The organism is Plebeiibacterium marinum (assembly GCF_026013615.1).
Taxonomy (GTDB): domain Bacteria; phylum Bacteroidota; class Bacteroidia; order Bacteroidales; family Marinilabiliaceae; genus Saccharicrinis; species Saccharicrinis marinus_A.
On the sequence record NZ_JAPDPI010000032.1, the window covers coordinates 1 to 17,137 of the forward strand.

Consider the following 17,137-nt stretch of genomic DNA (forward strand, 5'->3'; position numbering starts at 1 on the left):
AAAAAAGAGGAAGCTGTTACTTCCTCTTTTTTGTGGTTATTTAATATGTTCTTAGATAGTAAGAATATCTTTTTCCTTTTTGGAAAGGTGCTCGTCAATTACCTTTGAGTATTGATCGGTTAATTTTTGAACTTCTGCTTCGGCATCTTTTTCAAGATCTTCACCCAGTCCGTCTTTTTTCATCTTTTTTAGTTCATCGTTGCATTCTCTTCGGATGGTTCTGATACTAATGCGGGCATCTTCAGCTTCCTTCTTAGCTTGTTTTACTAAGTCCTTACGACGTTCTTCTGTTAACGGGGGAACGTTGATTCGAACAATCTCTCCGTTATTCTCAGGATTAAATCCGAGGTTTGCAGCCATAATTGCTTTCTCTATCGGTTCAATCATGGTCTTTTCCCAAGGTTGTATAGCAATTGTTCTTGGATCGGGAGTGTTAACGTTAGCTACTTGTTGAAGAGGGGTCATGGATCCATAATAATCAACCATAACGCCTTCTAACATTCCCGGGCTGGCCTTTCCTGCCCTGATTTTGATTAATTCATGTTCCAGGTGAGTAATGGTTTTATCCATTCTCTCTGTGGCCATTTCCATTAAAATATCTATTTCTTCTGTCATAACTGTGAATTTCAACGCCGTTTAACTAAAACTGTAGTTTAAAAAACATAAACTCAAACAAAAGTATAAAACTTTGCTCTAATTAAAAAGGAATATAGGACACCATAAAAAATGCATTCTACTTTCGGAGTGTATTTTTCTAACTAATTTTGGCCTTTGTAAAATAGTTATTAAATGTTAAAACATGTTTTAAAACAATCAGCTTTATTTTTATAATTGACAGAAGTGTGTTTTAAGATATGAAAGTGGCATGTAAAATGGTTTTGTAAATATCAGTGAAACAGATTGGTAGTTGGTGATTCTTAGACGGATTTTAAATAAAGATTTTTTTCTTTATTCTCATTGAATTACACAGCTAACACACTACCTTTGCAACTCAAATTTTTGAAAAAATATAATTAGAGATTTAATATTTTAACTTTATGAGTAATCTTTTTTGTTCATCGATTGGAAGAAAGCTCTTGATGAGTTTGTCAGGACTTTTCTTGATTATCTTTTTGATAGTCCATCTTTCCATTAATTTATTGTTATTGGTGCCGGATAACGGGGAAGCCTTTAATGTGGCAGCTAATTTTATGGCATTGCCGGTGATTAAGTTTGGTCTTCAGCCCGTATTGGCATTAGGTTTTATTGTGCATATTGCTTATGGAGCGATTTTGACAGCACAAAACAACAAAGCACGTGGAAATAGCAAGTATGCTTCTGGTAACAAAACCAAAGAAGTAATGTGGGCATCTAAAAACATGTTTGTTTTGGGTATCACAGTATTTGCTTTTTTAGCTGTTCACTTAGTTGACTATTGGGTGCCTCTTCAGATTACGCACGGTGCTCAGGAAATTACTATTGGTGGTGTTACAATGCACGACACTTATGGTTTAGTGAAGGAAACGCTACAGAATCCATTAAAAGTAGCTCTTTACATTATTGGTTCTTTAGGTTTGGCGATTCACCTTACTCATGGATTTTGGTCTGCATTCCAAACGTTAGGTGCTAGCAATAGTATTTGGCGTAAGCGTTGGACTGTAATCGGAACTGTTTTCGCCTGGGTTGTAAGCCTTGGATTTTGTGTGATTGCGATTACAATGTTTTTATCTTAATCCTTTAATTTATTAAGAAATGAAGTTAGATTCAAAGATACCTGAAGGGCCGTTGGCTCAGAAATGGGAAAATTACAAAGCAGGTCAGAAACTGGTTAACCCTGCAAATAAAAGAAACCTTGATGTTATTGTGATTGGTACAGGATTAGCGGGTGCTTCAGCTGCTGCTTCTCTTGGTGAAATGGGTTTTAAGGTAAAAAACTTTACAATCCAGGATTCTCCTCGTCGTGCACACTCTATTGCTGCACAGGGAGGTATCAACGCTGCAAAAAACTATCCAAACGATGGTGACTCTGTACACCGTTTGTTTTATGATACTGTAAAAGGTGGTGACTACCGTGCCCGTGAGGCTAATGTTTATCGTTTGGCTTCTGTAAGTAACGATATCATCGACCAGTGTGTGGCACAAGGTGTGCCTTTTGCTCGTGAATATGGTGGTTTGTTAGATAACCGTTCTTTTGGTGGTGCACAGGTAAGTCGTACTTTCTATGCTAAGGGACAAACAGGTCAGCAGTTATTAATTGGTGCTTACCAGGCTTTAATGCGTCAGGTAAATGCAGGTACTGTTGAAATGCATACCCGTACCGAGATTGTTGATTATGTTATCGTTGATGGAAAAGCACGAGGTGTGATTGCCCGTGATTTGGTAACTGGAGAATTCTCCCGTCACTTTGGTCATGCTGTTGTAATGGCTACAGGTGGTTACGGAAACACTTTCTTCCTTTCAACAAACGCTATGGGTTCTAACGGTTCAGCAGCTATTAAAGCTTACGAAAAGGGAGCTGCTTTTGCTAACCCATGTTTTGCTCAGATTCACCCAACTTGTATTCCTGTTCATGGTGAGTTCCAAAGTAAATTAACCTTGATGTCGGAGTCGTTACGTAACGATGGACGTATCTGGGTACCTAAAAAGAAAGAAGATGCTGAGGCTATCCGTGCCGGAAAATTAAAGCCAACTGATATTGCTGAGGATAACAGAGATTACTACTTAGAAAGAAGATACCCTGCTTTCGGTAACTTAGTACCTCGTGACGTTGCTTCACGTGCTGCTAAGGAGCGTTGTGATGCAGGTTTTGGTGTTGGAACAACTGGTTTAGCTGTATACCTTGACTTTAAAACATCGATTGAGCGTTTAGGTGAAAATACAATTCGTGCCCGTTATGGAAACTTATTCCAAATGTATGAGAAGATCGTTGACGACAATCCATACGAAACACCTATGATGATCTATCCGGCTATTCACTATACAATGGGTGGTATTTGGGTTGATTACGAATTACAGACTACTGTTCCTGGTTTATTCGCTGCTGGTGAAGCTAACTTCTCTGATCACGGTGCTAACCGTTTAGGAGCTTCTGCATTGATGCAAGGATTGGCTGATGGTTATTTTGTACTTCCTTATACAATCCAAAATTATTTAGCTGATGATATTCGTACACCTCGTATGACTGGTGACGAAAAAGAATTTGTTGAGGCTGAAAAAGCAGCTAAAGCTAAATTCGAAAAACTAATGTCTATTAAAGGAAATCGTTCTGTAGACAGCTTACACAAAGAGCTTGGTTTAGTAATGTGGGATTTCGTTGGTATGGCTCGTAACAAGAAAGGTCTTGAAGAAGCGATCGAAAAAATTGCTGCTATTAAGAAGGAGTTCTGGACTAATGTTAAGATTCCAGGATCAAGTGAAGGTATGAACGTTGAGCTTGAAAAAGCATCTCGTTTAGCTGACTTTATTACTACAGGTGATTTGATGGCACGCGATGCTTTAAATCGTGAAGAGTCATGTGGTGGTCACTTCCGTGAAGAGTTCCAAACAGAAGAAGGTGAAGCACAACGTCAGGATGACAAATTTGCTTACGCTGCTTGTTGGGAGTACCAGGGTGAAGATAAAGCACCTGTAATGCATAAAGAAGATCTAACATTTGAGGTTGTTAAAGTTGCTCAACGTAACTATAAATAATCCGGCAGATCGAATTAATGTTCATTAGTTAAACAGAGAAAAATGGAAAATACAATAAATTTGACGCTTAAAGTTTGGCGCCAGAATGGTGCAAAAGACAAGGGTCGTTTTGAAACATATAGTTTAGAAAATATATCAACTGATAGCTCGTTCCTTGAAATGATGGACGTGCTAAACGAGCAATTGATTGGAGAAGGCAAAGAGCCTGTAGCTTTCGATCACGATTGTCGCGAAGGTATTTGCGGTATGTGTTCGTTGTACATCAATGGTCGTCCTCATGGACCAGATGATGATGTAACTACTTGTCAGTTACACATGCGTAAGTTCAAAAATGGTGAAACCATTACTATTGAGCCTTGGCGTTCGGCAGGTTTCCCAGTTATCAAGGATTTAATTGTAAACCGTAGCGCTTTTGATCAGATTATTGCAGCTGGAGGTTATACTTCAGTAAGTACTGGTGGAGTGCCTGATGCTAACGCTATTCCAATTCCAAAACCAGATGCTGATGAGGCTATGGATGCGGCTTCATGTATTGGTTGTGGTGCATGTGTTGCTACTTGTAAAAATGGATCGGCTATGTTATTCGTTTCTGCAAAAGTAAGTCACTTAGCATTGTTGCCACAAGGTAAAGTGGAGGCTGCACGCAGAGCTAAAAACATGGTAGCGAAAATGGATGAGCTGGGTTTTGGTAACTGTACCAATACTGGTGCTTGTGAGGTTGAATGTCCTAAGGGAGTTTCAATTTCTAATATCGCTCGCTTAAATAGAGAATTTTTAAAGGCAAAGTTAGCTGACTAATTATTCTTAAAGACAATATAAAAAAGCGGTTACTTTTAGGGAGTAGCCGCTTTTTTCATTTATAGCCTCCGTAGTTTTATTAATTTATGCTAAAGGAAATAAGATTACAAAAAAAGTAAAGGCTGCCGGGTAAAATCCAGACAGCCTTTGGAATCAGGTTTAAAATTGGTTGTTTATTTGGTTTCAGGAGTTTTACTGAAAATGGCTTTTATTTTATTCATATCAAATTTAGTAGTCCGATCATAAAAATATATACCGTTTTGCTCCTGTTCTACGTCAGTGAGTTGGGTATAGCAATAGCCCCAAACCTGATCTTTTAACGATAATATGGCATCAACCTGAGACTCTAGCCTGGTGTATAACTCATCCAGGGTTTTGGGTGCATTGCCATAACCCCATGAACCTCCTTTGTTTTTCTGTTGATCAACAGTCCATTTAATTCCACCAAATTCATCAATTAAATAAGGTTGGCCACCTGTATATTTTGGAAAATCAAATTGAAGACTATGTGCTAAGCCATTAAAGCCTATGTTCATGTTTTTTCCATGGTTGATATGGTTTGGAGTTTGTTTAAACTCTCCTTTTTCGTTGTATAGGATATTTTTTAATCGTTTACCATCTTGTTCATAGTCATGAACCGTATATATATCAGTAACAATATGAACGCCTCCACTAACTGTGTTTACCGGACGGGTGGGATCGAGATTTTTTGCCATCTCGTATAAATCAGTCACAAACCTAGGGTATTGAACCTGATCTGGCCACCAGGCCTCGTTCATAGGTGTCCATACCAGTAAACTTGGGTGGTTGCGGTCGCGGACTACAATATCTTCCCATTCACTTAAAAAATTCCTGGCCGTAATCTCAGAATTACAATCCATACCCCAGCTGGCTGCTTCTCCCCAGGTTATGTACCCAAGTCGGTCAGCATGGTAATAAAATCTTTCTTCAAAAACTTTTTGATGCAGGCGAGCACCATTAAATCCAGCTGCCATTGATAATTTAATATCCTCGATTAAATCCTCATCAGACGGAGCAGTCCAAATGCCTTCAGGATAAAATCCCTGGTCAAGGACTAATCTATGATAAAAAGGCTTGTTGTTTAAGTAAATTTTATTGCCTTCAATATGTACTTTTCGCATTCCTAAGTACGATTGAACTTTATCTAAAACCTGGCCTTTTTCATCAGTTACTTCATATACAACATCATAAAGAAAAGGGTTTTCCGGGCTCCATAGCTTTGCTTTTTTTACCGGAATTATTGCAATTGATGAGTTGTTTGCTTTTACTGTAGTTTTGCCAATTTTCCGTCCTTTTTCAAGTATGGTAATGTTTAAATTATTTCCCGATTCACTATAAAAGCGCGGGTGTATAATAATTTTTGATTGGTCAATATCGGTAATCACCTGGGCAGATTGTAATCCTTTCTGATCAATAGCTTCGAGCCATACTGTTTGCCAAATTCCTGTAGTCCGGGTATAGTTGCATCCATATGATTTGCACTGCAGGTTTTGTTTCCCGGCACCCTGGTTTGCGCTTCTTAGATCGCTATGTGCATATACAACCAGGTTATGTTTTTTACCTGCTTCTACAAAAGATGTGATATCAGCGGAGAAAGAAGTTGACCCTCCAAAGTGGCGTAAAACAAATTTCCCATCTATATAAACTTCTGCAGTGTAATAAACAGCACCAAAATTTAATTTGATATTTTTCCCATCCCAACCTTCGGGAATTTCAATTTTCCTATGATACCAGATATTGTTAATAAAATCCTTGTATCCAACGCCCGATAATTTGCTTTCAGGGCAAAATGGGACCACGATTTTTGCGTCAAAACCTTCAGAATTAAATAGCCCTCTTTCCAGTCCGGATTCACTAAAGTCAAAAGTATAAGTCCACTCTCCATTTAAATTCGCCCATTCGTTGCGCTCAAATTGAGGCCTGGGGTGCTCAGAACGAGGAATTTGAGCCCTTATGTTTATGGCTGAAGTAAGAAGAATAGCCAATATTACAACACACATCTTTTTCACATTCATCATTTTAATTTAATTATGGTTTTTAATATTTCTGTTTCTACACTAATATTAAAAGATAATATGTGTTTTTACTCATCTAAAAATATTAAGGAAGTGTATTTAGTATAAAAAATCAGTTCATAATGATGTGTTAGTATGATTATGTCAAAAGGACTAAAAATTTTACATGAATCTATTTACACTTGTAATTTTGTAATAAGCAGAAATTCAACGTGATAGAAAGTTTGTTTTTGAATGATACTTTTGAATTGTTTTATAATCATATATGATTGTTATGCTATTGGTTTGTAGATATTTATATTTTTTTCTAATTTAGGTGCGAATGCTTCATACTTAAATTTATATTAATGCCCTACAGACGACTACCTAATACAGATCAGGCTCGGTTGCGTGCTTTAAAATCAGCCTTGGATCAGGGGAGGTTGAAATACCCATATGATCTAGCATATCCCCAACAGTTATATCACGATATCCAATCGGTATTTCCTCAGTTTGAACAGGCAGTTTCTCAATATAATTTTAGTAAAGAACGACAAGCTAAATATGGTAAGTTGTTATCCGATCAATTTAAAGAGTCGCGTATTTATGTATCTCATTTTATTCAAGTATTAAACTTTGGAATAATCAGGAAAGAGATAAAGCCGGAGGTTAGGGAAGATTTTGGCTTGGACATTGATGATAAAGCTGTGCCGGAGTTAGGTACAGAGCAGCAGTTGATGCATTGGGGGAAAAAAGTTATCCAGGGCGAAGAGGCCCGGATGATGAAAGGGGGAACCCGTATATATAATCCTTCCATTGCAATGGTCAGGGTTAAGTATGAAAAATTTATTGAATATTATAATAACCACAAGAACCTTCAGAATACCACCCAAAAAATGCACGACAAGGTCATTGAAATGCGGAATGTAGTGGATAATTTGATTTTGAAGGTGTGGAATGGAATTGAAGAAACATATAGTGATTTGCCAGGCGATGACAAACGAAGTGCTTGTTCTGATTATGGGGTAATTTATATGTACCGTAAAGATGAAAAGCCTATGGAGCAATAACTTTATTTTGTTTCTTAAAATAAAGGATAATCATCAAAATACCAACAATACTAAAACCGACTAAAATTATGTTAGGATAATCATTGTTTGCAACAAGGGGTGTTGTATTATCCGATCCGTTTTTTATTGCATAGATATAATAAATATAAGCACTTGCATTATTTATGAAGTGGGCAATTATCGGCAACCATAAATTTCCTCCGTATATAAACAGATAACCAAATATGGCACCTAAAAAAAAACGGGGTAAAAATCCAAAAAACTGCATGTGTAATGCGCTGAACAAAAAAGCAGTTATTAATATGGAAATGTGATGGTTTTGGGTGATTGAAATAAGTAGTTTCTGTATGCTTCCCCTGAATAGCAATTCTTCACCTACGGCAGGAATGATGGCAATAATGATAATGTTTAAAATAATCTGGGTCCAGTGTGTGGTAGTTAAGAAGGTTGTGGTTATCAGTAATGCTTGATTTTCTTTTTCTCTCATCCAATTTTCAATGGTTGCCATAGGATCAGGCAAGTGTAATTGAGCATTAAATACTCCGGAAAAACTTATAAATGGTTGGGCAACCAGCACTGCAATTATTGATAATATAAAAAAAGTGAGTTTGGGCGAAATGACTTTTAACCATTGATGAGTATTGTAACCACATAGTTTGGTGAAAATTATTGGGGGAAGGATGAATAATCCTATACTTTGTATCGTTTGAATATATTTTAAATATCCAGGATGTTTTAACGCTATGTTGAAATCTGATATTGTTTTATAGTCCCAAATTATAATACCAATTAGTGATCCAATGATATTTGTTATAAGCCATGATAATATGATGAGGAAAAATAATAATATGAGTTGTTGAAAAGAAGAGAGCGCTTTTAAGTTCTGCATTTTATGTTGTTTATTTGAGTAAAAGTGGAGGTTTTATGTTAGGGCGAATTTAACTCAAAAAAAATTAATTGCACACTTTGGTGCCATAGATGTGGCAATATTAAAAAGCCCCATACGATAAAATTACGCATGGGGCTGAATTTATTATTAAGATGTTCTAGGCTAATTTTTGTGCAATAAGCTTTTCGTTTAGCTGTGTTCTTGTTTTGGAGCCAAATCTATATGATTCGCTTGTATGATCATGTGGTGTATTGGTTTTATGATTTGTATTAAACTTGGGATAATTTAAAAAGGTTTCATAAAATTTCACTTGTTCAAAATAGTTTAACCTCACCTTTGTAGGGGAAGTGAGATATATTTTAAGCCAAAAGTTAATGGGCTTATTAATATCAAGAACCTGTAATCCTTTTATTTTGTAAAAGTAATCAAGCACCAGGTTGTCACTTAGTCTTTTGCTGGTAACTTCATGTATTGTTTCAAGAACCACACTTTTGTTGAAGTTTGGTGTGCCAAAAAGAATTTTCTCAATTTTTGGGATAGCTCTTTTTTCAGCAATTAATCTTAAAATTGGCTTATGCGCTACGCCTAGCGTAAGTGTCAATCCTGAAACCAATGCAATAATAAAATAAATCATCTCTCCTTTTTTTAATTCCACGTCGCCCAACGGTTGCTCTCTGATCTTTTGTTGTAAGCGTCCCCTTTTTTTTACTTGTGTACTTTGTACAAACAAAATAGTTTGTAAAAATTGACGAATTACCATTATAACGAAATGAATGGATAAAATGTTACAATGAAATGTATGGGTAGATTTTAAATTTGAAACGCAATTATTATAGGTTTGATTTAGCGATAACCTGTTCAATTTTAGACAAAGAAATCTGGTCTTGGTTAAGGCGAAAGTGCTTTGTTGAATGGTGTTGCGATAAATATTCTTGTTCCGTTTGCCCTGGTGTAGGAATAAGCAGAGCTTGTCTGTTAATCGCGTCCAGATCCATAATTGTGGAATAGCCGGGTCTGCAAATAATTAAACGGGCATTAACCAGATAGCTTTTAATTTGTTGGGAAGTTGTACCGGGTACAATCGTAATATTTTTGAATTGCTCTTTCGACTGAAAATCCATCTTTCCCTGGATGATAAGCGTTTTTTGAGTGCTTTTTTTAAGAGCCGAGATTAATGTGCTTTCAAATTCGGATCGAGCAGGTTCTGGTCCTGATAGTATGGCAACAATATCAAATTTGGGTGTGTCAATTAATTTTTTAATTTCTGAAAATCGGGTGAGAGGGAAGATAAAAGTTGAGTTTTGGGGCTGTGGGTATTTATGGCTTAAATCGCCACTTAAGTTATTGTCAGGATCGGGATAATCAGGAATCCAGCATTCATCGTATTTGTTGACAATGGAATTGATGATTTTATGTATGGCATACTCAAATAAAGAAAACTTCCCGGGGAGTTTAATCATGAGTTGATGGGTGATAAAGACTGATTTTGTTTTTTTGTTCCAAAGTCCATACCTGTTGTCAGATACTATAATATCAATATGGTGGGAGCCGAGGATTTTTTTTAGCCTGAAATGCTCTCCTACAGCATTTATTATAATGGCAGGTATTAGCTTAATCAGTTTAAATGAGTTTTTGTTGGATGAAAACTTAATGTTTACATCTTTAAGTCTTATATGTGTCAGGTTTGGAAATTCTTTTGCTGTGTAAGTAAGAGCATTTCCATCGGCAGCAATAATAACTTTGTGACCCTGATTTAAGAATGTGTTAATTAAGGGAACCATGCGTGAAGCATGGCCTAGTCCCCAATTTAGTGGACAAACCAGATATGTTAATTGGTCATTCAATGTTTTATCCCGACACTTGTGTTGTAATGCCTATATTTTCAATTCGTAGTGCTATTTCTTTTAATTTTGCCAGAGAAACTTTTTCAAGCTCATCAATGGGGGTGTCTCGTTCAATAGTATAAATCATTACCTGTTTTGGGGCAATTTCTTTAATTAATTTTACCCATGATGTAATGTCCTCTTCAGTGGTATTGTCAATAGGATTTCCTTTGTAAGTTCCCTTAACAAACATCGTCTGGATGATTAAATTTCCTTTAAACTTCTTAAGGTTTTTGACTGTGTCGTTAAGGGAGAATGGTGCTACCGGTTGGTCAAGCATAACAATGCTATCGGTTAAACCAGAATCCAGTTTCAGAATGTTGTCATCAATTTTATTCAGTGCCCTAAATACATTGGGTTTATTAATTAAGGTTGAGTTTGAAAGTACTGCAATTCTAGCCTTAGGGTAATAGTGATTCCTTAATTCAATAGTTCCATCTATTATTTCCTCAAATTCTTTATGTATTGTAGGCTCTCCGTTTCCAGCAAAAGTAATAACATCCAACGGGCTTTCTTTATGTTTCATTTCAACAAGTACTTCCTTCAGTCTTGTTAGTACTTCTGTCTTTGAGGGCATCTGTGTTTTAATGTCTGCATGTTCGTTGTTGAACCCACATTCACAATATATGCAGTCGAAAGTACATATTTTTTTATTTACGGGTAAAAGGTTTATGCCCAATGATACGCCCAGCCTTCGGCTCTTTACCGGGCCAAATATAATATCCTCAAAAAGAAAAGTTCCCATTGTTTGTAATCATCAATTTTCAAAAATCATCCAAAAGTAGTGCTTGTGGTATTAAGTATAAAATGATTTGGGAGGTTTTTACGTATTGCAATACTTTTTTTAAAATATTTCTTCAAAAAAATCAAAATATAATTGGATTTTTATAAATTATCATTATCTTTGTATTAACTCATAGTTTAGGGTTAGGTTTGGTTAAAGATTGGAAAGCATCTGTATGAACGTTATACAGATGCTTTTTTTATTTAGGTAAACCAGGTTAAACTATTTCTTCTAACATCTGGTAGTGATGTTATCATTGTCACCTTTTTAATACTATCCGTGATTTTGTTATCTTTGGCAAATTGTAAATTAATGCAGAAAATACATGTTGTTTAAACAGGTTGTAGGTCAGCAAGATATAAAAAACAGACTGGTTAGGATGGTGCACGAAAATAGGGTAAGCCATTCACTACTATTTACCGGGCCGGAAGGAAATGGAAAATTAGCTGTAGCTATAGCGTTTGCTCAATATATAAATTGTCTTGCTCCAACCGGGGGAGATTCTTGTGGCGTATGTTCTTCGTGTATTAAATATAACAAGTTGGTTCATCCCGATCTTCACTTTGTTTTTCCTGTAATTAAAACTACATCAGAAAAAAATCCGGTTAGTGACACCTATATTTCCGAGTGGAGGGAATTGGTAAATGAAAATCCCTATTTCACATTAACATCCTGGTTGAATAAAATCAGAAAAGAAGGTGAGAATAAGCAAGGGGCGATTTTTACAGCAGAGAGTTCTGAGATTATCCGTAAACTAAGCCTTAAAACTTTTGAAGGGAAGTTTAAGGTGATGATTGTATGGATGCCGGAAAAAATGAATGAGGCAACAGCTAATAAGTTGTTGAAAATACTTGAAGAGCCTTACCCAAATACTGTTTTTATTTTGGTTTCCAATACTCCGGATCAAATGATTTCCACTATTTTGTCACGTACGCAACAATTAAAAATTCCTGCTTTGGCAGAGAATGAAATAGCGCATTTCCTGGCAGATAAATATGGAGTTCAGGAAGAAGTAGCTTTAGGAGCAGCCAAGGTGGCTAATGGCAGTATAATAGAAGGGATTGAACAGGTTCAGATGAGTGAGGATAATCAGTTCTTTTTCGAAAGTTTTAAGCAGATGATGCGTCATAGCTATGCCAGAAAAGTTAAAGATATGCTTGCTTGGGTAGAGGATATGAGTAAGCAGCCACGTGAAAAGCAGCGAAATTTTTTAAACTACGCGATTAAAATGATTCGGGAGAATTATATTATGAACTTTAAGCAACCTGATATTGTTTACCTGACTTCGGAACAGCATGAATGGTCAAAAAAGTTTTCGCCGTTTATTAACGATAAAAATGCTTTGATGATAGCAGAAGATTTTGCCCTTGCTGATTCGCATATTGGGCAAAATGGGAATAGTAAAGTTGTTTTATTTGACCTGGCCCTGAAATTGATTATCTCCATTAAAACAGGAGTTGAAAGTTAGTTTGGAAAGTTTGAATAGCTTGACTATTTTTAACAAGTTAATTTTTAAGCAGGAAGAAGAAACTTGTATCTGAAAATTAATGCAAGAACAAGTAAGCAGCTTGATTAGAATAATACTGATGATTCAGATTAGTTTTTTCGGATAGCTGCTAAATAATATATACTCAGGCATTACGCCTTTAAAATTTTATACATGGAAGAAGTACAATCAAAGTGCAGTACTTGTGTTGACAGATGTGGAAAATTAGATGTTTATGACTGGTTGGCAGATGTGCCTGAGAGTTGTAATGTATCTGATGTTGTTGAAATACAGTTTAAAAACACCCGCAAAAGCTACTATAAAAATACAAACGGTTTAAGGTTAAAAAAAGGTGATGTTGTTGCAGTGGAGGCTTCTCCGGGGCATGATATAGGAACCGTTTCATGTACAGGCGAAATTGCAGTTATGCAAATGAAAAAGAACCGTTTTAATATTTCAGATTACGAATTTAAAAGGGTTTACCGTCATGCAAAGCCTGTTGATTATGAAAAATGGGAAGAGGCAAAAGGTCTTGAGCATCAAACCATGATTGAGAGCAGGCAAATATCTGCAGACCTGAATCTGAATATGAAGATTGGGGATGTGGAGTATCAGGGAGACCGGACTAAGGCAATATTCTATTATATAGCTGATGAAAGGGTAGATTTCAGGCAGTTGATCAAAGTGCTCGCAGATCGTTTTAAAGTGCGTATTGAAATGCGTCAGATTGGGGCACGTCAGGAAGCCGGTAGGATTGGTGGGATTGGTCCTTGCGGAAGGGAATTGTGTTGCAGCTCTTGGATAACAAACTTTGTATCAGTAACTACTAATGCAGCTCGCTATCAGGAAATTTCATTGAATCCTCAAAAACTTGCCGGGCAGTGTGGAAAACTAAAATGTTGTTTGAACTTTGAGTTGGATGCCTATATTGACGCGCAAAAGGATTTTCCATCGACAGAAATTGCTTTGGAAACGCAGGATGGTACTTTTTATCACTTTAAAACAGATATTTTTAAAGGGGTAATGAGTTACTCCAGCGATAAAAATATACCAGCTAATATTACCGAGGTCCCAGTGGACAGGGTAAAAGAAATTATTCGTTTGAATAAGAGGGGTAAGAAGGTTTCCGGGTTGGTTGATGACAGGAATGTTGCTCAGGTAAGCAGGACCAAGCAGCTCGATTACCAAAATGTGGTAGGCGAAGATAGTATTTCGCGTTTTGATGAGCCAAAGAAAAGTGGTAATAGAAACCGGAACAAGCGAAGAAGAAAGCCCAATAACAGAAACCAGAATCAAAACCCAAAAAACAAAAAGTAGCATGAGACTTTTGTTGTTAGTGCTTTCTGTTGTGTTGGTATGTTCATGCGGTCCTGCAAAATGGTATGATCATGAAGTCGCTATTCCGGAAACAGGTTGGCATAAAGATACTGTAGCTGTTTTTAATAGTAACATTACCAAGTTAGATGAGTCATGCCATTTGTTGATACAAGTATCAAACGTTGATCAATACAGTTATAGTAATCTATGGCTGTTTGTAGATGCGGTGTCTCCTTCAGGAAATGTTCAGCGCGACACATTGGAATGTATACTCGCTAATCATGAAGGCAAGTGGTTTGGAGATAAGACCAGGGATACATATAAAAGTTTGCATCCCTATAAATTAAATGTCCGTTTTCCAGAAGAGGGGCTATATAAATATTATTTGGTTCAGGGTATGCGGGATACTGTGCTGACTGGGGTAAAATCGATTGGGGTACAAATTATAGAAACAAAATAGTTGAGTCTCCAGCTTTGTGCCTTCAGAAAAAAAAAGGTATGAGCTGTGATTTTTATATTGAATTAAGGTGGGAAAGAATAAGTTATACAAGTTTGCAAAATTAGAGACCTATCCGCATGTTTTCCAGGTAAAATTTGATGAGCCTGACAGGGAAGATTTTCATATGAAAGGGAAGTGGAAAAGGGAATTTTTTAAAAATGATAATCCTTTAGTGCTTGAACTAGGCTGTGGAAAGGGAGAGTATACTGTAGGACTCGGAGAGTTATATCCTGATAAAAATTTTATTGGGATGGATATAAAAGGAGCCAGGATTTACACAGGGGCTACTCAGGCCTTAAAAAAGGAGTTAAACAATGTAGCTTTTATTAGAGCTAAGATTGAATTGATTACATCGTTTTTTGATGTAGATGAGGTAGATGAAATATGGATCACTTTTCCTGATCCGCAAATGAAAAAAACAAGAAAACGTTTAACCTCAACCCGCTTTCTTGAGTTTTATAAAGAGATACTAAATCCGGAAGGGATTATACATTTAAAAACAGATAGTAACTTTTTATATACATATACCGATGCTGTGGTAAAAGAAAACAATCTCCCTTGCGAGATCAATACTTCTGATTTGTACAACAGTGATCTTGTAGATAAGATACTTAGCATAAAAACTTTTTACGAAGGACAGTTTTATGAGCAAGGTATCCCGATTAAGTATATAAAGTTTGTAGTACCCAAGAGTAAAGAATTGGTGGAGCCTGAAATTGAGATAGAATACGATGATTACCGGAGTTATAACCGGGGTTCAAAAATGCCGGAAAACAGAAAAATGGGAAAGTAATTTGATATGGATCAGGATTTTTTTCAACAAGTTTACCTGGTCGTAAAACAAATTCCTTACGGAAGGGTTACATCATATGGCGCCATTGCCAGATACCTTGGTGCTGCCAGGTCGAGCAGGATGGTTGGTTGGGCGCTGAACAATTGTAAAATGAATATTGATTACATTCCTGCGCATCGGGTGGTTAACAGAAATGGTTTGCTTACCGGCAAGGCAGCTTTTCCAGGAAATAATACTATGGCAGAGATGCTTCTTAGTGAAGGGGTAAAGGTGAAAGATGATCGGGTTGTTGACTTTAAAGATGTTTTTTGGGATCCTGAGTTGCTGAATCCTGAGTTGGATTAATAATCGGGAGCAAAGATCTCGTGTTTTCGTAAAGCTTTATATAATTGCACAAAAAAACATATTGAGAATATGCTCATGAGTGAAAGATATGTTATATATTTGCAATTATTTAAATTCAATTCAAATAAAGATAAGGCGTGGGTTGAATAATTTTAACATACAATGTTAAGGGTTTAGTATAGAATTAAAATAATTAAGATATGAGTTTTTATCCGCAGTTGGTTTTAGATGCGTTAAAGCATGTGCGTCATCCGGGAAAAGGGAAAGATATTGTTTCATTGGAAATGGTTGAGGATGATATCAGGATTGATGGTAAGAGGATTAGTTTTAGCTTGTTGTTTGACAGGGCAAATGATCCTATGATTCCATCCATTAAAAAAGCATGTGTGCAGGCTGTTTTGACCTATGTAGGAGAAGATGCCGACATTAAGGGTAACATCTATGTAAAGGTTAAAAACAAACCCAGTGTAGCTCCGGAACAGCCCTTAAAAGATGTAAAAAATATTATTGCGGTAGCATCCGGAAAAGGAGGGGTGGGTAAATCAACTGTTACTTCAAACTTAGCGGTGGCTTTGGCTAAAGAAGGTTATAGGGTTGGTTTGCTAGATGCCGATATTTTTGGCCCTTCTATACCAAAGATGTTTAAGACTGAAGATGCCCGGCCGGTTTTGGAAAAAGTAGACGGAAAGGATAAAATCATACCAGTTGAAAAATATGGTATCAAGATGCTTTCCATAGGCTATTTCGTAGACCCCAAAGATGCCACTATCTGGAGGGGGGCAATGGCAACGAATGCCATTAAGCAGTTAATTACCGAGGGAAATTGGGGTGAGCTGGATTACTTGTTAATAGACCTTCCTCCGGGAACCAGTGATATTCATCTGACAATGGTGCAAACATTGGCCATTACCGGAGCTGTAATTGTTACTACGCCTCAGGATGTAGCTCTTGCAGATGCTATTAAGGGGGTCAGCATGTTTAATAGTAAAAATATTAATGTGCCGATTTTAGGATTGGTTGAAAATATGGCTTGGTTCACTCCTGCAGAGTTGCCGGATAACAAGTATTATATTTTTGGGAAAGATGGTGGTAAGAAGTTGGCAGAAGAATTGGGTGTTAGTTTGTTGGGGCAGATCCCTATTGTACAGAGTATACGTGAAGGAGGAGATTCCGGGGCACCATCTGCAACTAATGAGAATACACTGACAGGTAAAGCTTTTATGGAAGTTGCCGGCAAAATTGTTGAAATCATAGATAAGAGAAATTCAGACCTGCCACCAACAAAGGTGGTTGAGATAAAAACTCGTTAATTATGGATAAACTGAAATACGAAAAAGTTGAGGAAGCTTTAGAAGCAGTCAGACCTTATTTAAAGGCTGATGGCGGTGATATTTCATTGGTTGAGGTTACGGATGATTTTATTGTTAGGGTGAAATTAATGGGGGCTTGTAATGGTTGTCCAATGAGTTATCAAACAATGAAATTTGGAGTTGAACAGGTTGTGAAAAAAATGTTGCCCGAAGTTAAAGCTGTGGAAACAGTTCAGGGGTAAATATTTAACGAATTTTTTAGATGATGAGCCATGGTTT

At 36.7% G+C, this 17,137-nt stretch carries 17 protein-coding genes; 11 read left to right on the plus strand and 6 right to left on the minus strand.

From position 1 onward, the window contains the following. Window positions 1-51: 51 nt before the first annotated feature. Window positions 52-615 carry a ribosome recycling factor gene (gene frr / locus OM074_RS14670; RefSeq protein WP_301200749.1) on the minus strand — a complete coding sequence of 188 codons (564 nt, stop codon included), beginning with the start codon at window positions 613-615 and terminating at the stop codon, window positions 52-54. Window positions 616-1,037: 422 nt separating this feature from the next. On the opposite strand from frr, the gene OM074_RS14675 reads away from it, so the two are divergent. From OM074_RS14675 to OM074_RS14685, 3 genes are read left to right on the plus strand one after another with little or no spacing between them, the layout of a single operon-like run. Then, the gene (locus OM074_RS14675; RefSeq protein ID WP_301200751.1) at window positions 1,038-1,712 is read left to right on the plus strand and encodes a succinate dehydrogenase cytochrome b subunit; all 675 of its coding nucleotides are present in this window, start codon (window positions 1,038-1,040) and stop codon (window positions 1,710-1,712) included. A gap of 19 nt (window positions 1,713-1,731) precedes the next feature. Then, window positions 1,732-3,669, plus strand: coding sequence for a fumarate reductase/succinate dehydrogenase flavoprotein subunit (locus OM074_RS14680; RefSeq protein WP_301200753.1), 1,938 nt, complete (start codon window positions 1,732-1,734; stop codon window positions 3,667-3,669). A 42-nt stretch (window positions 3,670-3,711) separates the two neighbouring features. Next, the gene (locus tag OM074_RS14685; RefSeq protein ID WP_301200755.1) at window positions 3,712-4,467 is read left to right on the plus strand and encodes a succinate dehydrogenase/fumarate reductase iron-sulfur subunit; all 756 of its coding nucleotides are present in this window, start codon (window positions 3,712-3,714) and stop codon (window positions 4,465-4,467) included. Between the two features lie 173 nt (window positions 4,468-4,640). Here the strand turns inward: OM074_RS14685 and OM074_RS14690 are convergent, their stop codons facing one another. Continuing rightward, window positions 4,641-6,506 carry a glycoside hydrolase family 2 protein gene (locus tag OM074_RS14690; RefSeq protein WP_301200757.1) on the minus strand — a complete coding sequence of 622 codons (1,866 nt, stop codon included), beginning with the start codon at window positions 6,504-6,506 and terminating at the stop codon, window positions 4,641-4,643. Between the two features lie 344 nt (window positions 6,507-6,850). Between OM074_RS14690 and OM074_RS14695 the strand changes: the two genes are divergently transcribed. After that, window positions 6,851-7,552 (plus strand): hypothetical protein, encoded by a 702-nt coding sequence (locus tag OM074_RS14695; protein WP_301200759.1) that lies wholly within the window; start codon window positions 6,851-6,853, stop codon window positions 7,550-7,552. Here the strand turns inward: OM074_RS14695 and OM074_RS14700 are convergent. The 4 genes from OM074_RS14700 to OM074_RS14715 form a co-directional block, all read right to left on the minus strand. Then, window positions 7,539-8,441 carry a CPBP family intramembrane glutamic endopeptidase gene (locus OM074_RS14700; protein WP_301200761.1) on the minus strand — a complete coding sequence of 301 codons (903 nt, stop codon included), beginning with the start codon at window positions 8,439-8,441 and terminating at the stop codon, window positions 7,539-7,541. The genes OM074_RS14695 and OM074_RS14700 overlap by 14 nt on opposite strands. Before the next feature lie 157 nt (window positions 8,442-8,598). After that, on the minus strand, window positions 8,599-9,075 hold the full coding sequence (locus OM074_RS14705) for a hypothetical protein (RefSeq protein WP_301200763.1): 477 nt from the start codon (window positions 9,073-9,075) through the stop codon (window positions 8,599-8,601). A 196-nt stretch (window positions 9,076-9,271) separates the two neighbouring features. Next, the gene (locus OM074_RS14710) at window positions 9,272-10,285 is read right to left on the minus strand and encodes a glycosyltransferase (protein WP_301200765.1); all 1,014 of its coding nucleotides are present in this window, start codon (window positions 10,283-10,285) and stop codon (window positions 9,272-9,274) included. 4 nt (window positions 10,286-10,289) lie between these two features. Then, the gene (locus tag OM074_RS14715) at window positions 10,290-11,069 is read right to left on the minus strand and encodes a radical SAM protein (protein ID WP_301200767.1); all 780 of its coding nucleotides are present in this window, start codon (window positions 11,067-11,069) and stop codon (window positions 10,290-10,292) included. 364 nt (window positions 11,070-11,433) lie between these two features. Between OM074_RS14715 and OM074_RS14720 the strand changes: the two genes are divergently transcribed. From OM074_RS14720 to OM074_RS14750, 7 genes are all read left to right on the plus strand, one after another. After that, window positions 11,434-12,576 carry a DNA polymerase III subunit gene (locus OM074_RS14720; protein ID WP_301200769.1) on the plus strand — a complete coding sequence of 381 codons (1,143 nt, stop codon included), beginning with the start codon at window positions 11,434-11,436 and terminating at the stop codon, window positions 12,574-12,576. Window positions 12,577-12,768: 192 nt separating this feature from the next. Beyond that, entirely contained in the window at window positions 12,769-13,911 is a 1,143-nt protein-coding gene (locus OM074_RS14725; RefSeq protein ID WP_301200771.1) for a PSP1 domain-containing protein, read from the plus strand. Between the two features lies 1 nt (window position 13,912). After that, window positions 13,913-14,371 (plus strand): gliding motility lipoprotein GldH, encoded by a 459-nt coding sequence (locus OM074_RS14730; RefSeq protein ID WP_301200773.1) that lies wholly within the window; start codon window positions 13,913-13,915, stop codon window positions 14,369-14,371. A gap of 67 nt (window positions 14,372-14,438) precedes the next feature. Beyond that, on the plus strand, window positions 14,439-15,203 hold the full coding sequence (gene trmB, locus OM074_RS14735; protein WP_301200774.1) for a tRNA (guanosine(46)-N7)-methyltransferase TrmB: 765 nt from the start codon (window positions 14,439-14,441) through the stop codon (window positions 15,201-15,203). A gap of 6 nt (window positions 15,204-15,209) precedes the next feature. Then, window positions 15,210-15,548, plus strand: a complete 339-nt coding sequence (locus OM074_RS14740) for an MGMT family protein (protein WP_301200776.1) — start codon at window positions 15,210-15,212, stop codon at window positions 15,546-15,548. Window positions 15,549-15,748: 200 nt separating this feature from the next. Continuing rightward, window positions 15,749-16,858: an Mrp/NBP35 family ATP-binding protein gene (locus OM074_RS14745; RefSeq protein WP_301200777.1), complete on the plus strand. Its 1,110-nt coding sequence runs from the start codon at window positions 15,749-15,751 to the stop codon at window positions 16,856-16,858. Between the two features lie 2 nt (window positions 16,859-16,860). Further along, window positions 16,861-17,100 (plus strand): NifU family protein, encoded by a 240-nt coding sequence (locus OM074_RS14750; RefSeq protein WP_301200779.1) that lies wholly within the window; start codon window positions 16,861-16,863, stop codon window positions 17,098-17,100. Window positions 17,101-17,137 lie beyond the last annotated feature (37 nt).

What these genes read in the sequence shown, in the direction of transcription:
- frr (WP_301200749.1), bottom strand. Translation starts at nt 615, where the DNA reads ATGACAGAAGAAATAGATATTTTAATGGAAATGGCCACAGAGAGAATG.
- OM074_RS14675 (WP_301200751.1), top strand. Translation starts at nt 1,038, where the DNA reads ATGAGTAATCTTTTTTGTTCATCGATTGGAAGAAAGCTCTTGATGAGT.
- OM074_RS14680 (WP_301200753.1), top strand. Translation starts at nt 1,732, where the DNA reads ATGAAGTTAGATTCAAAGATACCTGAAGGGCCGTTGGCTCAGAAATGG.
- OM074_RS14685 (WP_301200755.1), top strand. Translation starts at nt 3,712, where the DNA reads ATGGAAAATACAATAAATTTGACGCTTAAAGTTTGGCGCCAGAATGGT.
- OM074_RS14690 (WP_301200757.1), bottom strand. Translation starts at nt 6,506, where the DNA reads ATGATGAATGTGAAAAAGATGTGTGTTGTAATATTGGCTATTCTTCTT.
- OM074_RS14695 (WP_301200759.1), top strand. Translation starts at nt 6,851, where the DNA reads ATGCCCTACAGACGACTACCTAATACAGATCAGGCTCGGTTGCGTGCT.
- OM074_RS14700 (WP_301200761.1), bottom strand. Translation starts at nt 8,441, where the DNA reads ATGCAGAACTTAAAAGCGCTCTCTTCTTTTCAACAACTCATATTATTA.
- OM074_RS14705 (WP_301200763.1), bottom strand. Translation starts at nt 9,075, where the DNA reads ATGATTTATTTTATTATTGCATTGGTTTCAGGATTGACACTTACGCTA.
- OM074_RS14715 (WP_301200767.1), bottom strand. Translation starts at nt 11,069, where the DNA reads ATGGGAACTTTTCTTTTTGAGGATATTATATTTGGCCCGGTAAAGAGC.
- OM074_RS14720 (WP_301200769.1), top strand. Translation starts at nt 11,434, where the DNA reads ATGTTGTTTAAACAGGTTGTAGGTCAGCAAGATATAAAAAACAGACTG.
- OM074_RS14725 (WP_301200771.1), top strand. Translation starts at nt 12,769, where the DNA reads ATGGAAGAAGTACAATCAAAGTGCAGTACTTGTGTTGACAGATGTGGA.
- OM074_RS14730 (WP_301200773.1), top strand. Translation starts at nt 13,913, where the DNA reads ATGAGACTTTTGTTGTTAGTGCTTTCTGTTGTGTTGGTATGTTCATGC.
- OM074_RS14740 (WP_301200776.1), top strand. Translation starts at nt 15,210, where the DNA reads ATGGATCAGGATTTTTTTCAACAAGTTTACCTGGTCGTAAAACAAATT.
- OM074_RS14745 (WP_301200777.1), top strand. Translation starts at nt 15,749, where the DNA reads ATGAGTTTTTATCCGCAGTTGGTTTTAGATGCGTTAAAGCATGTGCGT.
- OM074_RS14750 (WP_301200779.1), top strand. Translation starts at nt 16,861, where the DNA reads ATGGATAAACTGAAATACGAAAAAGTTGAGGAAGCTTTAGAAGCAGTC.